Source organism: Bacillus sp. FG16, assembly GCF_057809515.1.
The window spans coordinates 1-26,522 of sequence record NZ_JBMDKC010000066.1 but is presented as its reverse complement, the minus strand read 5'-3'; the positions used below and the strand labels follow the sequence as shown (position 1 = coordinate 26,522).

The window sequence follows — 26,522 nt, the reverse complement described above, 5'->3', positions numbered from 1 at the left end:
TAAAGCTCAATATTTCTAAACCTCATATCTATCTTTTTGATAACAGAATTGGTTTTCACGCTGAATACTATCACTATTTACTTTTCATCTTGGTTTTAACTATTCCCATTTATTAATAACTAAATTTTATCTATAGTATTTGACATTTTTCACACACTCACTACCGATTTCTCTTTTTTAAGTAAATTTCTTTTAACCAAATTTATGCAATAATTTAGAGTTAGTCTTAATGCATAAAAAAGCGATTCATATTTTAACCCAACATCATATTATTTGAATTAAGTTACTTTCGTAATAGAAGTGAATTCACTAAATATTCTCATAAAAAGTAAATGAATATCCTCAAAACCATTTCATGTAAGTTACTCTCTTATTTTTCTTTCCATCCCTCTAATTCTGCTTTTTTAACCAATGCAAGTAATTGATGACTCTGTATAGAGTTTGGTAACTTTAATGGTATATTGCAAGCAATCTTTAGAGCTTGAATTTCTGAAAGTGTCGCGATTTTTTTTGTAGTTACAAAATGTTGCACACCCTTCCAATAGATTGCTCCTTTATTAACTACTTCTGTTTGTGCCTCAATACCATTAACCATTTTCTGATCTTTACGTGCTTGCTTCTCTTCACATTTAATATCTCTAATATCTACTAAAACACTCTCAATCTTTGGATCCAATTTAATTGATAAACTTTTAATACAATTCCAACATAATTCCTGTTTACACCACTGAGTTACATTCACAACACCACGAGAAGGATCAGTTATAGATTCTAACACTAACTTAGTTATTTTTACCATGATTTCGGTGATTATTTCAGGAATTTCTTGCCTATTCCATATCAGCTGAAAATCTAAGTTTTTTTGATCATATTGTGTTTTAATTAAATACGCAAAAAGTGAAATTGAGTATGTGACAATATTAGCCCGGTATCCACTTTCATACCATGGTTGCTTTGTCACTAGTTTTTCTACATGTTTAAATAATATATATAGCGCTACAGACTCTTGAAAGTATCTATCATTAAATGATGCTTCTGACGCTGACCAATTATTATCAACCCATTGAGCAAACTCTTTAAAATTTCTTTGTGCACCTTTACTAACAATATGTGGGAGACAACGCCATGAATTACGTGCTTTTGCCAAATCCGTTTTAGAAATTAGCTGTTCTTTCGGATTTTGCAATAAAAAGCGTTTCTTTTCGGACTTCGTCATACGCATTTGGGCCTGCAAATACTGTCCCCTTGCTCTTTCATAAAACCAATGTGTATCATACTGAAAACCGCCAACTGCAGGAGCAAAGATCCTCCTTGATATTTGTTCCATTCTAATATGATATGGGTGAGTAGAAAAGAAGTCTGCATCACTAACTTTATTTTGACTGTTCGACGAACGTGAAATTTTTTGTAATAAATCCTGTGTCTCATCCAAGCCCTCGTTAATTTGAGTTAACTTCATTTGTAAAGTAATTTCACTCAAATTAGCCTTATCTCGGTACCTTGCATTTGATAGTGAAGCTGTTGTTTGTCCACCATTAATAATTTGAAAATCCTTTACATAAGTAATAAATTTTCCATCTGATTTACTTTCCACTTTAACATTTACAGCAGTTGCGGACACACCATTATTAAAGGCAAAAAACATTTTTGGTTCGTTTATAATAGTATGCCTAATTTTTTTATTAACAGCTACTTTAGTACTTAAAAATGAACGTACATTCCCTTCTAATAACTGTGCCCCATAAAAATCATAAATATCCGCTAATACTTCACCAGGAATAACACATAAATAACATTGATATTGCTTATTCCCATCATTCCCAGTCTCCAAACATGGAATCCCATTAACTAAATAATCGGTAAAATCAATTTCAATACTCTCCCTACCAGACTCTGCCAAGTAGACTTTATAAAGACGCTCCACATCCCATACTTGACATTCTATTGGCACCCCCGCATATTCCTTAGAATCAAAATTTTCAATCCGCCCACTCATAATTCGATCTGTAAATAATAATATCCGATATTTGCGTACACGCTGTCTGCTTGTCAATAGTAAATCTATTAAATCAGAAGCTGCTGTACTGATTTCGACTTTCCCTTTTAAATCGTTGTTAAAAGTCTCGTCAATAAAACGAATTGGCCATTCAAATATTTTCTCAGCTTCTTTGCGAGTCAATTTTTTTTCTTCGCCATCTCCACTATAATTCGATACAATTAAATTTAAGGTATAATCAAATTCATCTAAAACATATCCGTCTACACGTAGCTTACGATTTCTTAGGCCGACTCCAATATAAAATGCATTCTCGAAATCCGGCAAAACTTCAGAGCTAATTAGAAAATTTGATACAATACCAACAAAAGCTGTACTCGATCCCTCTCCATATGCAGCAGCTGTTGTACGAACATCCTCCAATAATTCTTTTCTAAATTCTTTTAAATCCATATATAAACAGCCTCCAATATTACATGATCTTCCAAGGCTCTATCGCTGGTATGCTAAGTTGGTAATTAACATTTGTAATTTGAGCAGGTACGTTATCCATTGTCAATCGGGGGAATTTTTCATCTATGAGGAATCTGTTATTCCCTCTTAATTTATACGAAATTTCACTATATTCAGGAAGATTAATATATCCATATTTTAATAATTTTTCATTAAATAAATCACTAGCTACATAACTAGATTTTAATCCTTCTTTGATTTCCTCTATCTTACTATTTAATGTGAACCCATTTTCATCAGTAGGTGCTGTTTTATCAACAAAATAAAGAATCAATTTCCCAGGAAGTGGCGCACTAAATTGTTCAAGTGAAGATATTGATACCTTTCTTCCTCCTGCCCCAATTGCCTTTACTTCATACCATCCACTAGAATAAATAAAGTCTTGATCAGCGCCTTCTGGTCCCATCCATCCAACTATAGCTTCTACAATTGGTACTCCTTTAGATATTAGTTCTTGCAAGAAAAGTAGCTCACCTATTAGCCCTTTCCTTTCATTTTCACTTAATAATCCAGTGCGTTGAACTTCCATAAGCTTTGTCCATTGTCCATATCTGTGAACAACAAATTCCAGCCCTTGTACATTATTCTCCTGATTCCTTGAGGATTCAATTAAATCACTACATAATCGTATAAAAACATCTGCTTGCTCGTTACGTATTAATCTAAAACATAATGCCCATTTATCGTCCGCTCTTTTCCTTATGGAAAGTATAATAGATTTAGATGAATGAACAATGTTTGGCTCAAAATCACTTATTAACAAAAGTACTTTCTGATTACTATCCTCAAATCCAATATACCATTCTAGTGGATGCTCTGCGTCTATTCTTAGGAAGCCATTATTATGACTTGACAGACTATCCCATCTCTCAAGCAAGTTATTATTCAAAAGCATCTTCATCCTCCTCATCTATATCCATCCAATTTCGAAGTTCCACTTGGTTTACTACATAATCTGCAGTCTGCACCTCACCATTTCCTGGCAATCCAATACCAAGAGCAAAAAGAGTTTCTGGAATCCGCGGGTTAAAATTGCTATCATCTTCTATTTTCTTTTCAATAACATGTAACATTAATATCGGGTTACGTTCCTTTATTAAATATGCGCTGTCAGGTACACTTCTCTTTGTAGGATTAGCTCTTCTGAATGCTTTTTCAATGCTTTCAATTTGTTTACGTGTTAACCCGACTTTTGAAATCCCTCCGGATCCTACTCGTACCTTCGTCCCTGAAATTTTTATCATTCCATCTGCTTCTTTAATTTTACGCTGTTGTTTCTTAATAGATATCATTCCATTAGCACCTTCTAAATTGTATAAAGCACCAAGGCCTACCGGTAGATAGACATCCCATTCATTTAACATAGAATTTTTTTCAATATACTCCGCAAGCGCCTTACTCTGAAAAGCTAAATGCCATGGATGGGTATCAAAACTACGTAATAATTCTACAATTAAATCCTTATTGATACCTTCCCACATTAATCCCTGTTCTTTAATTTCTTTACGTTGACCAATACTATCTAGACTTGCTACAAACAACTTAAAGGCCCTTTCATTCGCATCTAAAACTTCTTTCTTAGATTTAAGGCGAGGCGTTTCAAGCAATTTACCTGTAACCTGTATTGGTCTACTAACAGGTGTTGCGGCTCTCATTTTATTTCTTGCCGTGACAATAAGAGAATTAGGATCTTGCCTTACCTTTAAACCAAAATCCCTCGGTGTCAGATTCAATTTATTCATTTCACTAATCTCACTTTTAAGCTCATTTGCAGCTTCTGTAATAAAACCGTACCAATCAATAGCATCTTCTGCCATCCATACCTTAAAAAGATCATCATAATTTGGTCGGTAACCGAACCATCTTCCCATCTGTAAAAGCGTGTCATACATTTGTGAATTACGATAAAAATAACTTACAGCCAATCCTTCTAAGGTTAATCCACGCGAAAGGCTAATTCCGCCAATTGCAATTATACGAAATCCTTTTTCTCTATGAGAATAATAATCTAAACTAGCAGCTCCCGTTTTTTGATTAACTGCTCTTGCTTCAATTGGCGCGATGGCTTTATGTAAATATTGCTGTTGTATTACTAACCAGGAAACTCCTGCCTTATCCTCTAATTTGTATCTATCCCATAACTGTTTTAAAAACTTTATTGATTTTATTTCCATAGCTTGATCTTCACTGAGGGAAGAGTAATTACGTACATCTGATTGAACCTGGTTCAACCAAACGATCACTAATTCTTTAATTTTCACCTGTACATCAGTAAATCGACTGACATTTATCAGCATAGATCGGTGATCAGATAGATCACCACGCAAATCCCTAATAGCATTAATCAGTAAAAAATACCCTAAAGCTTCGTACAAACTACTAGGTAGATCATCAACTTCAAGATCCTTTTTATGTTTAAATGGAAAGAAATTCTTAATCTCATCCTCATCAATTTGAACTAAACATTTATCATATTTGGGAGATTCACCAAAAATACCATCTGCACCTATATAATTCGAAGGTGGGGATAGTACATATATAAAATCTCTAGGAAATAAATCATCTCCCACCATCTCACTAGCCGTTTCTGGATTGATAAATATATTGGCAAAAGGTGTAGCTGTAATTCCCACATAAGACGCTCGATAAAATCTATTCAATATTGAGCGAATTGCTGCATTAATTGCGGTAGGATCCTGATCTTCTTTTTTTGTATTAACTGAAGCATTATCTGCCTCATCATCAATTAACAAAAGAGGCAAATCTATCTTTCCATTACTATCAGCATTATTAGCCGTTAACCAACTCTCTAAGTTCTTTAGTACAGATTTATTTTTCTTTACTACAAACAAAGCTGGTTCCTTTATATTTTTCAAAGTCAAATCGTTACTATTTAGAATAGTAGAATTAAAGTCAAAAAGAACACTTGTAAATGCCGATATTCGCTTAGTTTTGTCTATTCTTCCAACTCCATCAAATACGTTTCTAACTTCTTTATTTTTTTTCAATTTAAATAAGTCCTTACTTAAACGACCTGCAAATTCCTTATCTAGGCGCTCTTGTGTCTGCATACGCAAATTTTCCATCATTCCTGCCAAAACTATAATAACTTTATAACCTGTATCAGCAGCTTTATTACAGATTGCTGTATAATTGGAGGTTTTACCTGATTGAACGTCCCCCAGTACTAGACCTCTTCTTTGCCAATGTGTTTCACTCTTAGGGTCACCCAATAAATCTATAATCTCGTTTGATACAGTGTCTAAATTCGATGTAACACGAGTATTCCAGCCTTTAGATTCTTCTAAGAAACGCTTATAACGATTCCAGTAATAAAATTCAATATCTGCTCTTCTACTTGGCAACCAAGACTGATGATCACCATTCTGATCTGAAATAAATACCCCTACATCCATTGTGATCATCAATGCTGCCTTTAATTTTTTAATAACTTTTTCAAATTCCTCATCTGTTACCGAGACCATTAAACGAATCTTGTTTGCCTCATCCATAAATTCTTCTTCATTTGGAGGATCTATTGAATACTTTGTATTAATCATTGCCCTAATAAAACCTTCAAGTATTTGTGCATTTTGACTTATCATTTATAATACCTCCTGTAATATCTCTGATAGGATTTCTGGATATTGATTAAAAGGCTCGGTTATTGCAAGTCTTTTAGCCATCTCTTCACGTTCTTCTGCATCGTTACAAATAGTAAGTACCTGGTTTAATGATTGTATAAGTTCATCTTTTGATATTTTATTATCATTAATAATTCGTTTATCATTTGTTAAATCCACATATAACTGATTTAAGGGTAGACCTCTCTCAATTTGCACTAATAACTGTTCAATAAGCTTTCTTTCATTCGGCTCTAAAGTAGAAAGAGATTGAACTAGTGGATAATCTCGATTGAGTTCATATATAATTCCGCCTTCTCTAGTTTGAATACGTCTCCAAATATGTACTTTGGAATCTTCAGTTTCTTTCTTCCCTCGATAAGTCCATGTACGTTTACTGGTTTCTCCTACCTTAGCTACTATAGATGAAACGTTCCTACGAACAACTTCCGGTGGGATTGCCATGGACTTTTTGATATCTAATGTCCAAAGTGAATCTAAAGCATTTGGAATATCTATTTGGATTCTTGCTAACTTAGATAGCTCTCCTTGTCTTAACATCTTAAACCAAGTTCCCCACACAAGAAGACGTCTATTACGATAAACATAGAACCCTTGTTTTTTACGTATTCCCTCCTCTCCACCTAACATCTGAACCTCTGCGTTATTTAGTTGAGAGATGTGCGGAAGTATATACGGTCGAACAACCACCTTTTCTCCTTCTATATATATGACTTCATCATCCATCATTTGCGTACTCTTTTCAGTTAGGAAAGGATCTATAGGCTCAACAGCACAATCATTAATCGTCATTTCAATTTTCTTTAGATTTGCCTCGCCTTTAAGATATCGATGGAACACAAGAGAGAGATGCTCGCGTACTTTGTCCATATATCTGCCCATACTAGCATCAAAATTTAGTTCACCTCTTTGTAGACGATCTAACTCCTGCCAAATAACTAATGTACCGCAACGTCTATTATGTATTTGCTTAAAATGCGGAAATTTATCAAAATCATTACTTTCTAAAAGTTTTAAAGACCATTTACCTGTTAGAATTACATAATCGAGGTCCCATTGAGCCCCTACAATTTTATTATCTTTTTTACTAATAACTGTTAATTTTCTACATTGAGACATAGATGCGGTTTTCAAACCTAATCCAAAGCGTCCTAAATCGCTTATTTCTCTTTTTTCTATAGGATTACTACTCCCATAGCGCATTGCATGAACCAGTTCATCCTGGTCCATACCTAATCCATTATCAAGTATAGAAATATACGAATTTTTCGTCGGAAAAAAATTAATAGCTATTTTACTAGCTTTTGCAGCAATACTATTATCTATTATATCTGCAATTGCTGTTTCAATTGAATATCCAATGGCACGGGTGGCCTCCATAAGCACAGGGGCATATGGTGGTATATTTACAACATCCAATTCAAATAACTCCCTCCATACAAATCTTCATTGTTTTTTATTAATACAATACCCATTTGGTATTATATCCCCTTATTTCCTATCTTTTGTATAAATACTATATTTCCTTATTTTACATTATTCTTTCTAATATTAGCATTTTATTTTTACGTTCACATTTTATTGTTCTGGTTCAAGACCTAAAGCCACAACACGGTGCTCTGACGCCCAAATACTTCCCATAAAAAAAAGTAGTCGCTATTAACAACTACTTTCCTAAATCTTTAAATTCATTTTGTATTGTAATATTCGGCTTATCATTAAACAATTTCAATATTTGTTCAGCAACAGCTCTTGCCATTAAAGGTGGAACTGCATTTCCTATTTGCTGATACTGTTGGTCTTTAGTTCCACAGAACTTAAAATTATCACGAAAAGACTGTAATCTTGCTGCTTCACGAATACTAATAGCAACTGCATTTTTAGGATGATTCCACATTGATTTTCTAACGTTAACTACAGTTGGAGATGGTTCATCGTACTTTAAACGTAAATAAATTGTATTTTGTGTTCTTGCTGTATCAGCATAAGTTGTTTTTAAATCCTCAGATAAACTATGAAAATTTTTACCGTTAGTGTTTTTTATCGCCTGAAATCTTTGGAGACTCAAGTCTTCACTTTTAGTATTGATATGATTATAAATTTCCCCACTTTCATTCCCACATTGATAGTAATATTGCAATGAGGTTAATCCCCTGTAAGTTTTATAATGCTGTGGTATATATTCTGTTATTTCATGTTGAGGAGGAATATTCTCTAGATCTCCAATCGCATCATATGTTGTATGAGGAACAGAGAAGATCCTAGTAGGTAAATTCACAGTTTGATCACCTGGTAATATATCTTTTTTCACACCTAATATCATAAAACGGTTTCGTCTTTGAGGCACGCCAAAATCCGATGCAGTTAAAACCCCACTGTCAATACTATATCCCAAATAATCAAAAACCAATTTTAAATATTCTACTACCTTATAGGACTTTACATGAGCTATCACTTGAAGATTATTCAATTTTCTTTTCACCTGTAATGGTTCATCAAAGATTACTTTTTCATCAATAATCTCTTTATAATGTACCAAAAATCGATTTAAGTCTAAGAGTGGCCCTACATTATGCATAACATCTATACTATTTACCCTTGTATCTTTCATTGTGCGCAGAACTTGCAAAGCCTTTTCAATAACAGGTGTCGCTTCCAGTTGTTCAAGCATCTTATCGGTCTCTAATCTTGACTCTAAGTATTTAATAAGCTTAGTTACTTCTCTTTTTTCTTTTTCTTTCACTAGTTGAACCTGACTTAATTTTGCTGCCTTACGTTCAATACTTCTCAACCTTGAAATAAACACTTCTGATTCAATAATTGGAGAAATAAAATTAAATTTAATAATTTTATAAAAAATCCTTTCAAGATAATAATGTCCTGTTTCTACTAAAGAGATACTATCATTTTTCACAAAATCTTCTGGTGATCTTCCGCATTTTTCAGCAATTTCAGTGAGATGCTTTTCAGAGCTATACGCAAACTTTGTATTTTCCACATGTTCTGTCACAAAAAACTTATGAATGTCAGATTCTATTGCCTTTACATTTTCCATTAATAAAGCCACAGGATTAATTTCTTTAATAGCTCTGACAAACTCTTTTACCAGTTGATTATTTCCAGATATTAAATAATTTTTTTGTCGATTTGCATTTGAGAATCCTTGACAAGGTGGTCCACCAATAACTACTGTTTCATCACCTGACAACCCTTTTTCGTTAAGAACTTTCCTAAAGTTTATCTTTGTAATATCACTTACCTGTTCATTTTTACTTTTTATTATAATATCTAGATTATCATTGTGATTTTTAATATAGGTTCTTGTTGCAGCTTGATTAACCTCTACTGCCCCAACTATTTCAAACTTACCAGTTTGCTCAAAACCATTACTTAAACCACCTGCACCTGCAAACAAATCAATAATTTTATACTTTTTTTCTATATTTGTATCTATAAGATTTTTCACTTTACATTCATACCTCTCAAGAACGTACATTCTACTTTTCTTTCTATACAGCAGCATAACATTATATGCCTACAAAAAGCAACATTTTGGAAGAAATTAAATAAAAAACTTCATTAAATAATTTCTAACAAAATATTTATAAATTTCTTTTTATGTACAATATAGCAATCTATTCATATTCCACATAAATCTGTAAAACTCCCTAACATATCATTCCCCCTTCATCATTACCCCATACCAACCACTACTCTCCTCCAAAAACCCACTACTCTCCCCACTCCCCTTATAAAACCCCTCCCAACCACGTTCCCTCAAAATCCCCTTCCAACTATCACTCCCAACCATCCTCTTAATAACACCATCCCAATAAGCAACCTCTTCCTCCTTCATATCCTTCGGGCCCATAATTCCCTTCCAGTGCTGGAAGATGACGTCGATTCCTTGTTCTTTCCATGTTGGGATTTCTGGTAGTCGGTCTAGGCGTTTTGGTGCGGATACGGCTAGTATTTTTATTTTGCCGGATTTGTATTGTTTTTCGGCTTCGGATAGGGTCATGGTTGCGGCGCTGATTTGTTTGTTCGTTAGGGCGTTTATGATTTTTTCTTTGTTTTCGTAGACGAAGAATTGTAGTTCGGCAGGGTTTATGCTGAATGCTTTGCTTACTTGTACGAAGGATAGGTGATCGTCATTTCCTAGGCCTGGGGCAACGCCGATTTTGAAGTTTTGCTTGTCTTGTTTTAGTTGTTCCATTAGTTGCTTTGCGTTTTCTATGTTTGAGTCTTTTGAGACGACAACGACTTCCCAGTCTGACGCGAGTGTTGCGAGCGGGGTGAAGTCTTTATATGTTAGTTTACTGTGGCCTAGTAGGTTGTTCGTTATGAGTAAGCTTGAGTTGATCGCCAGTACGTGACCGCCTTTTTGTTTCGTATACTTCCATCCAATATCACCGCTGCCACCTACTTTGTTTGTGACAGTGATTGGTTTTGTGAAGATTTTTTCTTCTGTTAGTGTTTTTTGCATCGCTCTCGCTGTTAAGTCCCATCCTGCTCCTGGAACGTTTGGCGCAACGATTTCTACTCCCTCTATGTTTACTTTATTCTTTTGGGATTTTTCCGAGGAACAACCAGTTATTACTCCTGTCATGATCCATATACATAGTAATAATCGTTTTTTCATAGTCCTCTTCCTATTCGGTATTTTCGTTCTGGTCGTCCGATAATGCCGTATGTGTACTCTACTGTGCATTCGTTTGTCGCTACTAAGTATTCTAAATATCTTCTTGCGGTTGTTCTGGATGCCCCCATTTCTTCTATTGTAATGCCCTCTTCGAATCCTTTTATAATCCCTTTCACTTTTTGCAGTGTTAACGGATCAACGCCTGTCGGTAAGTTTTTTATGTCTTGCGTTTGTGAAATGCCGAAGAAGTTATCGATGAGTGCTTGATTTACTTCATGGTTACTATGTAATAGTTGCTTCTTTCTTTTATAGTCTTCAATTGTGCGAACGAATTTTTCTAACGTAACCGGTTTTATAAGGTAGTTGCTTACGCCGTTTCGAATTGCTTTTTCTAGCATATAGTTTTCATTCGCCGCCGTTACCATAATGACGTCAACGTTTGGAAAATCAGCATGAATTTTTGGCAATAAGTCTGTTCCAATTCCATCTGGTAAGTAATTATCTAATAGAAGCAAATCGATTTCTTCCCTTTGTAGTAGTTCCATCGTTTCTTTTGCGTTTAATGCTTTTCCGATTACTTTTACATCCTTTATTTTTAATAAAAACTCCTCTTGAATTTGCGCGACGCGGAAATCATCTTCTGCAATTGCAACCTTCAACATATGTCCATCCCCCTGTTCGTCATGTACTTTCTTTCAATGTTTTCGGAAGGTAAATTGTAAAAATAGCTCCCCCATTTTTCTCATTTTGAATTTCAATTGTTCCTTCTAGTACATCTACCATTTCTTTCACGTTTGCTAGTCCGTAACCACGATTGTTTCCTTTCGTTGAAAATCCTTTTTGAAAAATGGTCGCGATTTTTTCTGCCGGTATCCCTGATCCACTATCTATCACTTCAAACACAATATCGTGCCCAATATCCGTAACAAAGAAGGAAACATTCTTTTCCTCTTGCCCACTCACCGCATCAAATGCATTATCGATTATGTTCCCAAGTATCGTAATAAGATGCGAAACTTTTATATGATCTGGTAACGGATGAAGCGCACTATCTCCTTCAATATGAAAATCAATTTTCTTCTCAGACGCTGTTGCGAGTTTTCCTAATAAAATAGCTTGTACTTTTGCATCGTGAATTTGATGGAATAAAATATGGTTTTGGCTTTGATGAATGTTAGATTCTTGTTGGATAAATTCAATCGCTTCTTTGTAATGCCCTAACTGCAATAAACCTGATAAAACGAACAGCTTATTTGTAAATTCATGCGTTTGAGCACGCAAGTCCTCTGAATACTTTCTTACCTCAGATATTGTGTTCACAAGGTTTTGCAGTTCTGTTTTATCTCTAAAACTACATACAACTCCTACCGTACTGTTGTTTTCGAGTATCGGTGTCATGTTTAAAATAAACACTTTATCTTGAAATGCGATTTCTTGATCGGTTTCTAGCACTCTTTCCATATTAAAATTCGGTAAAACTTTTGAAATGTGTTGCTGCATATAATCATCATTTACATGAAGCATTTCTTCTGCCGAGGTGTTCATCATCGTAATAAAACCGTTTTGATCAATGGCAATGATTCCTTCTTTTATAGATAGTAGTATTGCGCTTCGTTCCCTGTATAGCGCTGCGATTTCATTCGGCTCTAAACCGAGTGTATCTTTACGAATACTACGTGCTAAAAGAATGCCGCCAACAATTCCGGCTAGTAATACCACTACGGAAAAGAGGATAATTTCTTTCGTTCTGCTCAGTATGTTAGATTCGATACCTTTTATTAAAAACTCTACTGTCACAACGCCTACAACTTGATCGTAGTCTCCGTTACGAACAATAATGGGTGCTTTCGCCATTAAAGCCGGACCGCTTGTACCATTTCCTTCGAGCGTATAGTACCCACCAAAAGTGAGTGCTTCATAGTTATACGGGTTGTTACTCTTTGTTCCAATCAACTCAGAATTAGAATGAGAATACATAACCCCATAACGATCTTCTACAATGACGTAATCCGCACCAGCTTGCTCGCGAACTTGTTCCGCAATGGATTGGATCGTACTTTTATGCTCATTATTTTGAAAAGCTTCTTTTATAGGTGGCATAAAAGAAAGAGATTTAGCTGTTTGCAGTGCTAACTGTTCCACTTGTCGCTTCGTATCAACGGACTGAATGTAAACAAAGATCCCCGCTAATAGGAGAACGATAAATAAAATTAATGCAATAATTAAGCTTACTATTTTCGTTTGTAATGATACTTTGCGTGATTTTTTCATACCCCATACCCTTTGATAAAATATTCAAAACTATCAATCTCCTTTTTCTATTATTATGACAAAACTAATAATGAAGCAACTATTAAAATTCTCCGTGTACATAAAGTACAAAAAGAATAAAATTGTCATAATATTGAGATTTCATTCCATAGACAGTACAATTCAACTACAATGAACACGCTTTCATATATACCTTTTATTTCTAAGCAAGAGGAGGAATTAGTATGGCTCAAGTAAAATCAAACCGAGTCGCCGGCAATATTTTCAAAGGTTCTGTCAGCAACTTAATTGAATGGTACGACTGGTACGTTTACTCTGCTTTCGCTGTTTATTTTTCAGCAGAGTTCTTTCCTAAAGGAGATCCAACGAGTCAATTACTGAACACAGCAGCTATTTTCGCAGTTGGGTTTTTAATGCGCCCTATCGGAAGTTTATTAATGGGACGCTATGCAGATCGGCACGGACGCCGGGCAGCATTAACGCTTTCGATTACAGTTATGGCGGGTGGTTCATTAATTATCGCCTGTACACCTAGTTACGAAAGTATCGGGATTATGGCACCAATTATTTTAGTTCTTGCCCGTTTACTACAAGGATTATCACTCGGCGGAGAGTATGGGACTTCCGCAACGTATTTATCTGAAATGGCTAGTAGTGGACGCCGTGGTTTTTATTCAAGTTTCCAATATGTAACGCTCGTTGCTGGACAGATGGTTGCGTTAGGCGTTCAAATTGTTCTTCAGCAATTACTAAGCGAACCAGATATGAAAGCTTGGGGATGGCGTATTCCGTTCATTATTGGAGCGATGGGCGCAGTAGCTGTATTATGGCTTCGCCGCACGATGGATGAATCAGAGCAATTCTCAAACATAAAATCACAAAAACGCGAAAGCGCAGGAACCGTTCGCGCTCTTATGAAACACCCAAAAGCAGTATTAACAGTAGTCGGCCTAACATTAGGAGGCACTGTTGCATTTTATACGTACACAACATATTTACAAAAGTTCATGGTAAACACAGTCGGCCTTCCGAAAGAAGTTGTAAGTTGGATTAACTTTATCGCACTACTTATTTTCGTCGTACTTCAACCGATTGCAGGGCTACTATCCGATAAAATCGGACGCCGCCCACTATTAATGGCATTCGGTATTCTCGGAACATTACTAACAGCACCGATCTTCTTCTTCATGGAAAAAACGACAGAACCAATCGTAGCATTTTTACTCATGATGGTCGGTCTCATTATCGTTACTGGTTACACATCAATTAACGCAATTGTAAAAGCCGAACTCTTCCCAACTGAAATTCGCGCACTCGGCGTAGGTTTACCATATGCACTAACCGTTGCGATATTTGGCGGAACAGCCGAGTTCATCGCATTATGGCTAAAGAGTATCGGAATGGAATCACTATTCTACTTCTACGTAGCTGGATGTATCGCGATAAGCTTTATTACGTATTGGCGTATGGATGAGTCATCGAAGACTTCGCAGATTGAGGCGGAGCTTGGTGGGGATAAATTAGTTAACAATAAATCTAGTTAAAATTATGTATTCTATTATCTTCGTTTATCTGAAAAAGCATAATTCATTAATATGCAATTTAAAAACCTCTACTTATATGTAGAGGTTTTTGTATGACGAAAAAACACCTAGTTCCATTGTTATTTTACAAATCCCAAATTCTTCCTCATCTTAAAGTGGAACAAATTTATTACTTAGAGTGTCTAATAAGTGTATTTCTAATATGAGTTGTCCAGATTGGATACAACATATCCCGTTTGACATCTATTTTTATGTATTACAAAAAAATGAAAGGACTTATTATTCCCAAAAGTAAAAAACATGTATTGTAATACTTTCACAGGTGAACCATTACAAGTGGAAACAAAAAAGAAACAACCCAAACCGTGACTTATCAATCATATAAAGTGAAACTTTAATCAGCGGGGGTCTTACTGCCCGGCAAATAGCGGGATAAACGTTTTGGATGTCATTTAACCTGTGAAATTTCAGCTGCAGTAGTATTGTTACCCAATGCCATCTTTAATTGCATTGGTATTTAGAATACCTAGACAAAATCCATATATTCTTGAAAGAGGTTGAAAATTTATGTTCGTTTTAAACAAGTTCTATAACATTTTACATTACAAAAAGATTGTACCTGTAGTATTACTTTCATGTGTATCACTTATAGGCTGTTCCAATAGTAATGCTCAATCTGAACCACCTAAACAAACGAATCAAGCTAATCAAATTAAACAAGAAAATACAGGTAATCAATCTTTTGCTAAACTTGAAAAAGAATATGATGCTAAGCTTGGTATTTATGCACTGGACACAGGTACGAATCAAACGATTGCTTATCATTCAGATGATCGTTTTGCGTTTGCATCTACATCTAAATCATTAGCTGTGGGCGCTCTTTTACGCAAGAACTCATTAGAAGCTCTTGATCAAAGAATTACGTATACTCATGAAGATCTTTCTAATTATAATCCAATTACTGAAAAGCATGTTGATACAGGAATGACGTTAAAAGAACTTGCAGATGCTTCTGTTCGATATAGTGACAGCACAGCACATAATTTGATTCTTAAACAGTTAGGAGGTCCCTCTGAATTTGAAAAAATCTTGAGAGAAATGGGAGATACTGTTACTACTTCAGAACGATTTGAACCTGAATTAAATGAAGTGCATCCAGGAGAAACACATGATACCAGTACACCAGAAGCGATAGCTAAGACACTTCAATCATTTACATTAGGGACTGCACTTCCAACAGAAAAACGTGAACTATTAGTAGATTGGATGAAGAGAAATACAACTGGAGATAAATTGATTCGTGCGGGCGTACCAAAAGGATGGGAAGTAGCTGATAAAACAGGCGCGGGATCTTACGGAACAAGAAATGATATCGCAATTATTTGGCCACCAAATAAAAAGCCGATTGTTCTTGCTATACTTTCTAATCATGATAAAGAAGATGCTAAATATGACGATAAACTTATTGCAGATGCAACCAAAGTCGTGTTAAATACCTTAAAAGCTACGGAATAAATGATAATAGGTTAAAAGTTTTCTATTTTAGGCGGTGTTTTCTCTAGTAGGAGTTGCACCGTATTTTCATCAACTAAAAATTTAATAGTGCCCCCAAAATGAAATTTGGTGCTACCCCTAAAACATCTAGACTGTAATAGCCAATAAAAAATGCAAACCAAACGCCCCTTAATCAGTCGTTTGGTTTGCATTTCCTTTTTCTAAAACCACAGAAAAGATAAGTACTATAGTTAACAGCATAATAAACCTTACTTCACTTCCATCACTTACAAAAAATGAATACAAAGTATATATTAAAATTAATATTCCATAAATAATTTTGTGCAATGTACTCCCTCCTTTTTGCCGTATATATTTTAGTATAAAAGTTTGATTCAAGTCCTATATCCAAATGAAAATACTTTTCTCTTGTTCATTTATCTATTTTCTTTTTATAACTCAAACTTCTTCGAATCGTACTTTTCTAGAATTTGCTGCAATTCATTTTGTTCATATAGAATATGCTGATCTGTCTGTACATCTTCAACATTTGATCCACCTGCTAATAATCTCCTGTACATAAAAGAGTGCCCTGTTAATACTGTTTTAATCATTTTGTATTGCCCTCCTTTTGTTTGATTACTTGTATCATAAAACAAGTATCTGAAGTTGATATGTAGTCTATCTAGAGTGTATGTAAATTTAGAAAATCTCTAATAAAATGTTTGTATTATAACGTCACCACCAAAACTATTGCCCTAAACACCATGATTTGAAGAGAAAGTCCCCCATGTTCTAGCCTCAATTCTTCCTACAGTTCTATATTCAGTAAAACTAGTTAATCCCTATAATATAAAAAGAGCACCACTTTTTGGATGCTCCTCGTTATAACTATATATTATTTAATTTCCTTCTTTTGCTGGTACCATTTTTCCTTCTTGAGAATCTGTACCTTCTGTTCTTTCAACTGTTTTTGCATATTCTGGTTTCTCAGGGGATCCCATTTCAAATCCTGGTTGAGAATCTGTACCTTCTTTTGTTGGTACCATTTTTCCTTCTTGAGAACCTGTACCCTCTGTTCTTTCAACTGTTTTTGCGTTTCCTTTAGGAGTTGCTGGCACTGCATCTTTAGGTAAATCAAAGTTTTGTGAGAAAGACGTTGTTCCATCTACACTCTGTGTAATTACTTGATTTGAACTATCTTCATTTGACTTTAAATTGTCCATTTTCGCATCATCTGCACCTCCCGCTACCAATCCTGTACTTAAAAGTGCTCCTGCTAATAATGTTTTAATCATTTTTCATTACCTCCTGTTTATTTGTAATATTCATCAAAAAAGTATCTAGAGTTAATGTTTTAGTCATTATCTTTATCTACTTGCTTTTTGATTACATTTAGCATAAGACAAGAATCTATAGTTGATATGGACTGCATCTGGAGATTATGTAAAGAAAAATAGATGATCAATTGTATATCCTAATGGATACTTAGACAAGATTGAAACTTTATATGAATTTGAATAATTGAGTTCCCCTTTGTTTTTGGGTGCGAGGGACTAACCCTTTCTAATTTGAAAGCAAACTTTTTATTAATTGAAGAATTAAAAGAGGTGGGGATCTTACTGTCCGTTAATGCGGGATAAAAGAAAACCGCCTGAAATGATGTGTACTCGAATAGTAGTACATAAAAAATACAAATAACAATAATTTAAATCTCGTTAAAACAAAAAGGAGATATCCCAGGCATGGTACTAGGACATCTCCTTTACTTATCTAAATTTCTAAACTCTATACAGCACTATCAATTAAACAATTATTAGATATATCTTCTATCTAAAACATCGTATTATCATTAGCTGCTTCACTTGGAATCTCTTGAATTACATCCCAGTGTTCGACAATCTTTCCATCCTTGATACGAAATATATCCACTATAGCAACTCCCTTATCTTGAGAATTAGTACGAGAGTGTACATGAAGAGCAACTGTATCCCCTTCAGCTACTACACGTTTAATCTCTGCAGAGGAATTAGGATTTTTAACAAAATCCTCCTTAAAGAAATCCATGAAGGCTTTTCGTCCATCAGCAACAAAAGGATTATGTTGCTTATAATCTTCGCTAACATATTTAGGGATAATATCGATATTATGTTTGTTAAAAACTTCATTATAGAAATCAACTACCATCTTTTTATTCTTTTCATTTTCTTTCACTTCTTTTGATACAGAAGCAACATTCTCGCTCTTTATTGAGTTTCCTTTGTTATTACCGGTGGAAGCTTGGTATACCAAAGTCGAAACTACTCCTAAAATAAATACAGAAATAATTGTTATGATTAAACTTTTCTCTAATTTCATATATACCTACCTCTTCTACTTAAATAAGTTTTCTTCTATAAAAAGTTTGAAGAAGGAGAAACCTTCCCCAAAATGTAATGTCAGGGGTAATGTTAGGAATTTCATTTATCCTAACCTCCCCCTATACAAGGCATATTAGAAACGATTAACTCTAACTTAATACCTCATTAACAGTTGCACTGTCCACAATTTGAATAAACTTCTTAACCTTATCGTTCTCATCAAACTTATAAAGATGACAAAAATCTGCTACAAATGACTTCCCTGTAGCTTTATATGTTCCACTATATTTTCCATACACAATAACAGTATTGTTATTAAAAGTATAAATTTCATCTTTAGCGCTATAGTCATTCCATTCCGTGCCAAGACGTTCATGTACGTTTTTCACTACTTCATCTGGACCTATATAAGTACCTGCATATGGAAACCCAGCAGCTTCTGTCCAAGATACATTTTCACTTAAATACGTTTTGAACGCATCCAATTTCCCTTCGCCAGTTAACACATACGTTTCATGTAATAGTTTTTGATATTTATTCATATCATTAACCCCAAGGCATTTCTTTTGTTACAACTTTTGCACTTAATTCTAATACACCTTTATTTGCATAGTCTGGATATGCTGCTTCAAGTTTTGCCACAAAACCTTTTGAAGTTCCACTTTCCTCAGAAGCTTGAACCGCAGTTCTTAGATAATCCATTGTCGCAGTAAGTGCTTGATTATTTAGAGATTTTTCGATTGATCCATGGCTAGGTACAATTATGTCAGCATGTAATGCTTGTAACACTTTCAAGTTCTCAATCCACGCCTCCATCGCCGCTTTTGAGCTAGTATCCGCTAAGAATACATGTATTTCGTTAAAGACATCAATACCACCAATTAATACTTTCAGCTCTTTATTAAATAAGCTAGTTCTGTAATGATCTAAGCCTACTAGTTCAAATGTTAACCCCTGAAAATCAATCGCTTTTTCTTTAAACACTTGAGGTAATACCACGTTACTTGGCGCATTTTCGCCAAGGGCGTCTTTCCAAACTTTTAATTTCCCTAAGACAGAATGAACGATATGTTCAACAGTAGACTCCGTAGCATACGCTATAGCTTCTGGGTAAACGGCTTTAATGCTCTCTAATCCAAAGTAGTAGTCTGGATCCCCATGAATAATAAAGATTTTATCTAGAGATAAGTTGTTTTTTTCAAATACTCTACAATTTCTTTCGAATCAGACTGCGTAAATTTTGAGTTTATTAAAAATGCATGTCCTGCTTTCTCAACTAATGTTGCTGTCACCATAAAGCTTTTTTCATCCGAACTAAACACCGTTAATTTCACATCTTGTTGATTTGTATCGATTGTTTTAAACATAGTATGTTATTCTCCTTTTGTTAAAGTTATTAACTAATTATCATATTTTTATCTTGTTCCGATAAAGTGAAACTTTAATCAGTGGGGGTTTTGTTCATCCCCCACTGATTATTAGTTGAACCAATCGGACTTTTACGGACAGTTGATCCCCCACCTAACTTCTTTGCTTCCACTGAATTTTGAGGTGGGGGTCTTACTGCCCGTTAAAGCGGGATAAAATCTCCCACTCCCATTCATCTGAAAGTGTAATAGTACTGGCGAATATTCCGGAGATGAATGTCAGGTGGCCTAAGATAACATGTTTGCTACTATATCCTAAATTTTCTTAATATAAATTTTTAAAACGTGCTTCAATTTTATCCGGCGTCATTACGCCACCACCAATAGGAATAATTTGATTATCCTTTTGTAAAAGTAAGGAAGGATAGCTATTAACACCAAGCTGTCGAACTTTATTGAAATCATTTTGGACATCTATTATTGTTTCTTGAGCGTTTAAACGGTCTAATACTTGTTCAGGGTCCAAACCATGCTCGATTGCAATTTTGCGATATGTTTCAGGATCACTCAGACTTTGGCCCTCATAATAAAACGCTTTTTGCATAGCCGAAGTGAATTCTAATAAACGGTCTGGCGCTAATGAGCGTAAAGCTGAAAAACCAATTGCAGCATCTTTCGAATTCATTTTAAAAGTCCCTTCCTCCACCAATTTTTGATATGAAGGACCAAATTCAGCACCTGTAAGTTGATTAATTCTTTTATTTCCTTCTTCTATATATGAGAAGTTTTTCATTGGTAAATTATCTAAAAATAACCCTCCACATAAAACCGTTAATGGCACTTCAGTGTGGTTTTTGTAAAATCCTTTAATACTTTCTGAAAAACCATAGCACCATCCACAATATGCATCCCATACGTAAATAAGGTTATCTTGTTTCGTCTCCATTTAAATCTCCTACCTTTTTTTTATTATCCAGCTCAACTAAATTTTTGATTTATATAAGTACATCTTTTTATACCTTGTTCTTTTTTAGATACCTTACTATATTTCCCCAAAACTAATATTTCCAAAGAAAGATCCACCAAGGTTTTTAACAAAAGATAACGTTGCACCTTATTGCCCCGTAACAGAAAATACTAAAGCTTAGAATATGCATTGATTTGAATGTGTTAGTAACTTTCTACACCGGGTGGCAACGTATGGACCACCATCCTTAATTAAATATATAAATCATATTTTTAGCAGATATTAGTTGTAACTAAATTGATTACATCTTTATGTAACTATTTTAGTTACAACTAATATAGAAGTCAATTCTTTTTTTCGAAAACATTAAATTTCTACATTAATCTACAACCAATCCCACTCTTTAAAAAAATATATCAACGATTATTCGATTATATCGATCGTAACTCCGAATATATCAACGTTTCGACACAACATATCGATTTACCGACAAATTTCGAGCGCGTTATCTCCTAAACTAACAACCAATCCCACATCACGTTCACCTACAAAGAAAAAAAGCACCAGGTCCCCCCTAGTGCTCTCCCTCTAAAACAAATGACAAGCCACCTGATGCCCCTTCGCAATCTCCACCATCTTCGGTACTTCCTGTGCGCATTTTTCAGTGGCGAATTTGCATCGCGTTCTGAATTTGCAGCCGGATGGTGAGTTTAGTGGGCTTGGTACTTCTCCCTCTAGGATGATCCGTTCTTTGCCTGTGTTTGTTGGGTCTGGTTCTGGCATAGATGAGAGTAGTGCTTGTGTGTATGGATGTGCCGGTTTTGCGTATAGGTCTTCACTATCGGCAATTTCTACTATGTTTCCTAAGTACATGACTCCGATTCGGTCTGATATGTGTCTTACCATAGATAGGTCATGTGCGATGAATAAGTATGTGACTCCTGTTTCTTCTTGGATGTCTTGCAGCATGTTTACGACTTGTGCTTGGACTGAGACATCGAGTGCTGAGATTGGTTCGTCACATAATATAAAGTCTGGTTTTACAGATAGTGCGCGCGCGATGCTAATGCGCTGGCGCTGGCCTCCGCTAAATTCGTGCGGGTAGCGATATAAGTGTTCTTCTTTTAATCCTACCTTTTTCAGAAGGTCTAAAATGATTTCTTTTTGTTCTTCTTTTTCGTAAGATCCGTGAATGTTCATTGGCTCGCTAATAATTTGAAATACATTCATTGCCGGGTTTAATGATGCGTATGGATCTTGGAAAATGATTTGCATTCTTTTTCGATATTCTTTTAGTTCACTTTCCTTTAAACTTGCGATATCTTTTCCGTCAAATAAAACGTTACCTGAAGTGACATCGTGTAAGCGAATGATACTTCTTCCTGTCGTTGATTTTCCGCAGCCAGATTCTCCTACTAACCCGAATGTTTCACCCTTTTTAATTGTGAAGCTTAGGTCATCGACTGCTTTTAATTGCTCTGTTTTTCTACCGAATAGTCCTTTTTTAATAGGAAAATACTTTTTTAAGTTCCGAACTTCAATTAAGTTTTCTTCATGCATGGAAATCACCTACCGCCCTATCATTTAACCAACACATAGAACGTCTTTCGTTTCCGATTTCAAAATATGGTGGACGTTCTTTTTCACAAATGTCCATCGCATGCGGGCAACGCTCTGCGAATGGGCAACCTTGTGGTGGGTTTAATAAGTTTGGCGTTACACCTTGAATAGGAGCGAGTCTTTCTTTTACGCCGTTCGATATTTTTGGCAGAGAGTTTAATAGCCCTTTCGTATATGGATGATTCGGCGCTTGGAAAATATCAAGTACAGGTCCTTCTTCCATAATAAGCCCGCCGTACATAACGATGACGCGCGTACAGTTTTGCGCGACAATTCCTAAGTCATGCGTAATAAGAAGTAACGCCATATTCGTTTCGTTCTTTAAGTTTTTCATTAAATCTAGTATTTGTGCTTGTATCGTTACATCAAGTGCAGTCGTCGGTTCGTCAGCAATAAGAAGGTCAGGGTTACAAGACATCGCCATTGCAATCATAACCCGCTGCTTCATACCACCGCTTAGTTCATGCGGATATTGTTTTACCCTTTCTTCTGGTGACGAAAGGCCGACTTGCTTTAACAAGTTAACTGCGATTTGCTCAGCTTCTTTCTTTTTCACTTTTTGATGCCTTATAATTACTTCCGTCATTTGTTTCCCAATTTTTACGACTGGATTTAGCGCTGACATTGGGTCTTGAGAGATAAGTGAAATTTGATTTCCTCTAATAGAGCGCAATTCTTTTTCAGATTTAGAAAGTATGTTTTCATTATGAAAAAGGATTTCCCCTTCTTTCACTTTTCCTGGTGACGTAACGAGAGACATAACAGACTTCGCCATTACACTCTTTCCGCTTCCAGATTCCCCAACGATACCGACTACTTCTCCTTTATTTAAGCGAAATGTAACGCCGCGAACCGCTTCAACTTCGCCACTTTCTATGAAAAAAGAAGTCTTCAAATTTTTCACTTCTAGTAGTTTTTCAGACACGCTTCTCACTCCTTTCACTTAACACTTTAGTTTTCATGTCCGGCTCCTTTTGGTGCGAAAGCTTTCTTCAATGCTTCACCAATTACGTTAAAACTAAGTACCGTTAAAAGGATAAGGAATCCTGGGAAGAGCGTTAAATACCAAGCTTCACCTATATATCCTTGCGCATTGTTTAGCATGCTGCCCCAAGAAGAATCTGGTTCTCTAATACCTAAACCTAAGAAACTAAGTGATGATTCCATTAAAATCGATGTCGCAATCGTTAATGTCGCGGCGATAATAATGGTTGATAAAATGTTAGGAATGATATGTCTTACAATAATCATAAATGATTTTTGTCCTGATACTTTTGCGTATAAAACGTACTCACGCTCTTTTACAGATAACGTTTCTGCCCTTACAATACGGGCGGTGTCCATCCATGTTAGTAATCCGATAATAAGAACTAACGTCGTAATTCCTGGTTTTAAATACGCATTTAATAGTAGCATTAAAAAGAATGATGGAATTGACATAAGTACTTCAACAACCCTCATTAAAAAGTTGTCTAACTTTCCTCCAAAATATCCGCTAATTGTTCCGACTGCGGTCCCGATTGTAATAGAAACAACCATCGCAAGGAAACCGACCGCAAGTGAAACTCGTCCGCCATATAACGCTCTCGTTAAGTAATCCCTTCCGTAATCATCCGTTCCGAAAGGATGACTCATACTTGGTTCTTGTAAGCGATCTGGAATTGACATTTTACTAGGATCGTACGGCGATACGAATGCGAAAATTGATGTGACCGTTAAAACCGCAAGTATAATAACTCCCATTGCAACAAACTTATTTTTCGTAAAGCTATGTTTTATCGTTTGAAATCTCCTATTATTCATTCCAAATCACCCCCTCATTCGAATGCGCGGATCTACTACGCCATATAAAATATCAGCAATTAAGTTACCGAGAATTAACATGAATGATGATAGTAATGTAATTGCCATGATAATCGGATAATCAAATCTAAAAATAGCATTTACCCCAAGTGAACCAAGACCCGGCCATGAAAATACTGTTTCCGTAATAAACGCTCCGCCTACTAAACTTGGAATCGATAATCCGAAAATTGTAATGATCGGTATTAATACATTTCGAAGTACGTGATTAAATAACACTGTTTTCTTCGAAGCGCCGTACGCATATTGAATTTGTACATATTCTTCTTCTAATTGCTGAATCGTACTTGAACGAATATATCTCATATAAACAGATACGTTTTGGAACGCAAGCACCATACAAGGTAAAATGCCGTGTTGCACAATATCCCAGACAGAATCTTTACCAACGGTGCGCATACCCATACTCGGAAGTAGGTTCAATTTTAAAGAGAATAAGTAGACTAATAGTAGTGCAAACCAGAAAACCGGCATAGAAATACCAACGTATGAAATAAAGTTTACAATGCGGTCAAATAATGAATTCTTTTTCACACCTGTAAATAGTCCAAGCGGTATTGCGATTACGAATGAGACGAGTAAAGATGATCCCATTAACCCAATTGTTGCAGGTAATCTTTCTGTGATAAGTTCCAAAACAGGACGATGATTTTGAAGTGAGTAACCAAAGTTTCCTGTTAAAATGTTTTTTAACCATAAAAAATACTGCACGTAAATTGGTTGATCTAGTCCTAAACTTTTGCGAATACGCTCCACATCAATTGGACTCATGTTTGGCGTTACAAAGTTTCGAACCGGATCCCCCGGTGCTAGTTTTATTAATAGAAAAGAAATAATAGAAATAACAAATAAAAGCGGAATTGCATTTAAAAGCCTCTTCGCAATTACTTTATACACAAACTTCCCCCCTCAAGCTAAAGAAGCTGATTTCCACCAGCTTCTTTATTGTTTCTTATTTCACTTCATAAATCTTAGATAGATCTTCAAACATTGTGACAGGAATTGCTTTCGCTTCTTTTAATCCATCAAACTTTTTATCTACTGCAATAACTGCTTTCGGATACGCGATTGGTAGATAAGGTACGTCTTCTCTAGCTGTCTCTTGAATTTTATGGTATAGCTCTGCGCGTTTTGTTTTATCTGTTTCAACTGCAGCTTCTTCCCATAACTTATCGAAATCAGCGTTTTTATATCGTGCATAATTGTATTCAGCATTACTTAAGAATAAGCTCTTATATGAATCTGGCTCAGGTCCCATTATGTAACCACCAAATGTAATGTCATATTCTTTATTCTCTTTATCTAAGCCTTTTTCGCTTGCCGCACTAGCATCTAATGCATTTAGTTCAACTTCTAAGCCAACTTCTTTTAATTTTTGTTGTGTATATAACGCTAAGCTTTCCATAATTTTATTATTCGTTACATACATCACACGTACTTTTTCCTTATCTTTCACGCCAGCTTTTGCTAATAAATCTTTCGCTTCTTTTTTATCATACTTATAGTCTTTAATATCTTTCGCATAATACATAGCGTCTGGCGTTAAGATTGAATTTGCTGGTTCTGCAAATTCACCTGAAACGAATGCTGAGTTAATCATTTCTTTCTTATCTAACGCATGCGCAATTGCTTGGCGCACTTCTTTTTTCTTCATAAGATCAGTATTCATGTTATAAGATAAGTAGAATAATCTACCTTCAGGGAATGTCACCATTGAGAAGTTCCCAGTGCTATCTAATTTCTTAAAGTCTTGCGGCTCAATCATCTTCATGTTGATTTGACCATTTTGCAGTGAAACATTTGCTGTATTACGGTCTTTTACAACGCGGTATACGATAGAGTCTAACTTAGCTTTCCCACCTACATAATCATCAAATCGATCTAATGCAACATACTCATCTGATTTATACTCTTTAAACTTAAACGGCCCTGATCCTACAGGCTGTAAGTTTTTCTTACTCTTCGCTAAATCTGCTTCCCCTTCAAATACATGTTTCGGGATTGGGAAGAAATCATTCATCACACCTTCGAAAGATGCGCTTACTTGTGGTAACACGAATTGAGTTGTTAACTCATCTACCTTTTTCACCTCAAGCGGCTTTCCTTTAAAAATAAAGTTTTCACGACTTGAGCTATTTTGCTTCTCATCCAAAATAGATTGGAATGTAAATGCTATATCGTCTGATGTATATAAGTTCCGTTTAATGTTTTAACATCGATAAAAGTGTCTATACTGCTTAT

Annotated in this window: 20 protein-coding genes and 2 pseudogenes; 2 read left to right on the top strand and 20 right to left on the bottom strand. The window is 35.3% G+C overall.

All coding sequences use genetic code 11. The annotated features are described in order from the left end of the window. Positions 1-370: 370 nt before the first annotated feature. The 8 genes from ACODS7_RS21505 to ACODS7_RS21470 form a co-directional block, all read right to left on the bottom strand. On the bottom strand, positions 371-2,449 hold the full coding sequence (locus tag ACODS7_RS21505; protein WP_243168839.1) for an AIPR family protein: 2,079 nt from the start codon (positions 2,447-2,449) through the stop codon (positions 371-373). Positions 2,450-2,468: 19 nt separating this feature from the next. After that, complete coding sequence (locus ACODS7_RS21500; protein ID WP_243168838.1) at positions 2,469-3,404, bottom strand: PD-(D/E)XK motif protein; 936 nt, start codon at positions 3,402-3,404, stop codon at positions 2,469-2,471. After that, on the bottom strand, positions 3,391-6,114 hold the full coding sequence (locus ACODS7_RS21495; protein WP_243168837.1) for a Z1 domain-containing protein: 2,724 nt from the start codon (positions 6,112-6,114) through the stop codon (positions 3,391-3,393). The genes ACODS7_RS21500 and ACODS7_RS21495 overlap by 14 nt, the downstream gene beginning before the upstream one ends. Further along, on the bottom strand, positions 6,115-7,533 hold the full coding sequence (locus ACODS7_RS21490; protein ID WP_488827511.1) for an ATP-binding protein: 1,419 nt from the start codon (positions 7,531-7,533) through the stop codon (positions 6,115-6,117). 286 nt (positions 7,534-7,819) lie between these two features. After that, on the bottom strand, positions 7,820-9,649 hold the full coding sequence (locus ACODS7_RS21485) for a DNA cytosine methyltransferase (protein ID WP_373371770.1): 1,830 nt from the start codon (positions 9,647-9,649) through the stop codon (positions 7,820-7,822). A gap of 180 nt (positions 9,650-9,829) precedes the next feature. Beyond that, the gene (locus tag ACODS7_RS21480; protein WP_243168834.1) at positions 9,830-10,795 is read right to left on the bottom strand and encodes a tripartite tricarboxylate transporter substrate binding protein; all 966 of its coding nucleotides are present in this window, start codon (positions 10,793-10,795) and stop codon (positions 9,830-9,832) included. Further along, positions 10,792-11,457, bottom strand: a complete 666-nt coding sequence (locus ACODS7_RS21475; RefSeq protein ID WP_243168833.1) for a response regulator — start codon at positions 11,455-11,457, stop codon at positions 10,792-10,794. The genes ACODS7_RS21480 and ACODS7_RS21475 overlap by 4 nt, the downstream gene beginning before the upstream one ends. Positions 11,458-11,476: 19 nt before the next feature. Next, complete coding sequence (locus tag ACODS7_RS21470) at positions 11,477-13,066, bottom strand: ATP-binding protein (RefSeq protein WP_243168832.1); 1,590 nt, start codon at positions 13,064-13,066, stop codon at positions 11,477-11,479. A gap of 224 nt (positions 13,067-13,290) precedes the next feature. Here ACODS7_RS21470 and ACODS7_RS21465 point away from each other — a divergent pair, with 224 nt between their 5' ends. After that, complete coding sequence (locus ACODS7_RS21465; RefSeq protein WP_243168831.1) at positions 13,291-14,610, top strand: MFS transporter; 1,320 nt, start codon at positions 13,291-13,293, stop codon at positions 14,608-14,610. Between the two features lie 567 nt (positions 14,611-15,177). Beyond that, positions 15,178-16,125: a class A beta-lactamase BlaIII gene (gene blaIII / locus ACODS7_RS21460; protein WP_050842691.1), complete on the top strand. Its 948-nt coding sequence runs from the start codon at positions 15,178-15,180 to the stop codon at positions 16,123-16,125. A gap of 168 nt (positions 16,126-16,293) precedes the next feature. Here the strand turns inward: blaIII and ACODS7_RS21455 are convergent, their stop codons facing one another. The 12 genes and pseudogenes from ACODS7_RS21455 to ACODS7_RS21400 form a co-directional block, all read right to left on the bottom strand. Then, a complete protein-coding gene (locus tag ACODS7_RS21455) occupies positions 16,294-16,452 on the bottom strand; it encodes a hypothetical protein (protein WP_002093894.1) in 159 nt (52 codons plus the stop codon). A gap of 104 nt (positions 16,453-16,556) precedes the next feature. Further along, positions 16,557-16,718, bottom strand: coding sequence for a hypothetical protein (locus ACODS7_RS21450; RefSeq protein ID WP_173927908.1), 162 nt, complete (start codon positions 16,716-16,718; stop codon positions 16,557-16,559). Between the two features lie 288 nt (positions 16,719-17,006). Further along, entirely contained in the window at positions 17,007-17,402 is a 396-nt protein-coding gene (locus tag ACODS7_RS21445; RefSeq protein ID WP_016082677.1) for a hypothetical protein, read from the bottom strand. Between the two features lie 535 nt (positions 17,403-17,937). Further along, on the bottom strand, positions 17,938-18,462 hold the full coding sequence (locus tag ACODS7_RS21440) for a nuclear transport factor 2 family protein (protein ID WP_000764214.1): 525 nt from the start codon (positions 18,460-18,462) through the stop codon (positions 17,938-17,940). Between the two features lie 151 nt (positions 18,463-18,613). After that, entirely contained in the window at positions 18,614-19,006 is a 393-nt protein-coding gene (locus ACODS7_RS21435; protein ID WP_001046374.1) for a nuclear transport factor 2 family protein, read from the bottom strand. 4 nt (positions 19,007-19,010) lie between these two features. Further along, positions 19,011-19,831 (bottom strand): annotated as a pseudogene (locus ACODS7_RS21430) (MBL fold metallo-hydrolase). A gap of 325 nt (positions 19,832-20,156) precedes the next feature. Next, positions 20,157-20,777, bottom strand: a complete 621-nt coding sequence (locus tag ACODS7_RS21425) for a DsbA family protein (RefSeq protein ID WP_029441729.1) — start codon at positions 20,775-20,777, stop codon at positions 20,157-20,159. A 609-nt stretch (positions 20,778-21,386) separates the two neighbouring features. After that, positions 21,387-22,358 carry an ABC transporter ATP-binding protein gene (locus ACODS7_RS21420; RefSeq protein ID WP_000544122.1) on the bottom strand — a complete coding sequence of 324 codons (972 nt, stop codon included), beginning with the start codon at positions 22,356-22,358 and terminating at the stop codon, positions 21,387-21,389. Further along, positions 22,351-23,343, bottom strand: coding sequence for an ABC transporter ATP-binding protein (locus tag ACODS7_RS21415; protein ID WP_050842683.1), 993 nt, complete (start codon positions 23,341-23,343; stop codon positions 22,351-22,353). Before ACODS7_RS21415 ends, ACODS7_RS21420 begins: the two co-directional genes overlap by 8 nt. Positions 23,344-23,369: 26 nt before the next feature. Next, the gene (locus tag ACODS7_RS21410) at positions 23,370-24,221 is read right to left on the bottom strand and encodes an ABC transporter permease (RefSeq protein WP_224981098.1); all 852 of its coding nucleotides are present in this window, start codon (positions 24,219-24,221) and stop codon (positions 23,370-23,372) included. Positions 24,222-24,227: 6 nt separating this feature from the next. Further along, positions 24,228-25,178 carry an ABC transporter permease gene (locus ACODS7_RS21405; RefSeq protein ID WP_050842679.1) on the bottom strand — a complete coding sequence of 317 codons (951 nt, stop codon included), beginning with the start codon at positions 25,176-25,178 and terminating at the stop codon, positions 24,228-24,230. Between the two features lie 55 nt (positions 25,179-25,233). Next, positions 25,234-26,469: pseudogene (locus tag ACODS7_RS21400) on the bottom strand (ABC transporter substrate-binding protein); the annotation flags it as partial. Positions 26,470-26,522 lie beyond the last annotated feature (53 nt).

Bases quoted from the DNA above. Each gene is read 5' to 3' on its own strand.
- ACODS7_RS21505 (WP_243168839.1), bottom strand. From the start codon at position 2,449: ATGGATTTAAAAGAATTTAGAAAAGAATTATTGGAGGATGTTCGTACA.
- ACODS7_RS21500 (WP_243168838.1), bottom strand. From the start codon at position 3,404: ATGCTTTTGAATAATAACTTGCTTGAGAGATGGGATAGTCTGTCAAGT.
- ACODS7_RS21495 (WP_243168837.1), bottom strand. From the start codon at position 6,114: ATGATAAGTCAAAATGCACAAATACTTGAAGGTTTTATTAGGGCAATG.
- ACODS7_RS21490 (WP_488827511.1), bottom strand. From the start codon at position 7,533: ATGGAGGCCACCCGTGCCATTGGATATTCAATTGAAACAGCAATTGCA.
- ACODS7_RS21485 (WP_373371770.1), bottom strand. From the start codon at position 9,649: ATGTACGTTCTTGAGAGGTATGAATGTAAAGTGAAAAATCTTATAGAT.
- ACODS7_RS21480 (WP_243168834.1), bottom strand. From the start codon at position 10,795: ATGAAAAAACGATTATTACTATGTATATGGATCATGACAGGAGTAATA.
- ACODS7_RS21475 (WP_243168833.1), bottom strand. From the start codon at position 11,457: ATGTTGAAGGTTGCAATTGCAGAAGATGATTTCCGCGTCGCGCAAATT.
- ACODS7_RS21470 (WP_243168832.1), bottom strand. From the start codon at position 13,066: ATGAAAAAATCACGCAAAGTATCATTACAAACGAAAATAGTAAGCTTA.
- ACODS7_RS21465 (WP_243168831.1), top strand. From the start codon at position 13,291: ATGGCTCAAGTAAAATCAAACCGAGTCGCCGGCAATATTTTCAAAGGT.
- blaIII (WP_050842691.1), top strand. From the start codon at position 15,178: ATGTTCGTTTTAAACAAGTTCTATAACATTTTACATTACAAAAAGATT.
- ACODS7_RS21450 (WP_173927908.1), bottom strand. From the start codon at position 16,718: ATGATTAAAACAGTATTAACAGGGCACTCTTTTATGTACAGGAGATTA.
- ACODS7_RS21445 (WP_016082677.1), bottom strand. From the start codon at position 17,402: ATGATTAAAACATTATTAGCAGGAGCACTTTTAAGTACAGGATTGGTA.
- ACODS7_RS21440 (WP_000764214.1), bottom strand. From the start codon at position 18,462: ATGAAATTAGAGAAAAGTTTAATCATAACAATTATTTCTGTATTTATT.
- ACODS7_RS21435 (WP_001046374.1), bottom strand. From the start codon at position 19,006: ATGAATAAATATCAAAAACTATTACATGAAACGTATGTGTTAACTGGC.
- ACODS7_RS21425 (WP_029441729.1), bottom strand. From the start codon at position 20,777: ATGGAGACGAAACAAGATAACCTTATTTACGTATGGGATGCATATTGT.
- ACODS7_RS21420 (WP_000544122.1), bottom strand. From the start codon at position 22,358: ATGCATGAAGAAAACTTAATTGAAGTTCGGAACTTAAAAAAGTATTTT.
- ACODS7_RS21410 (WP_224981098.1), bottom strand. From the start codon at position 24,221: ATGAATAATAGGAGATTTCAAACGATAAAACATAGCTTTACGAAAAAT.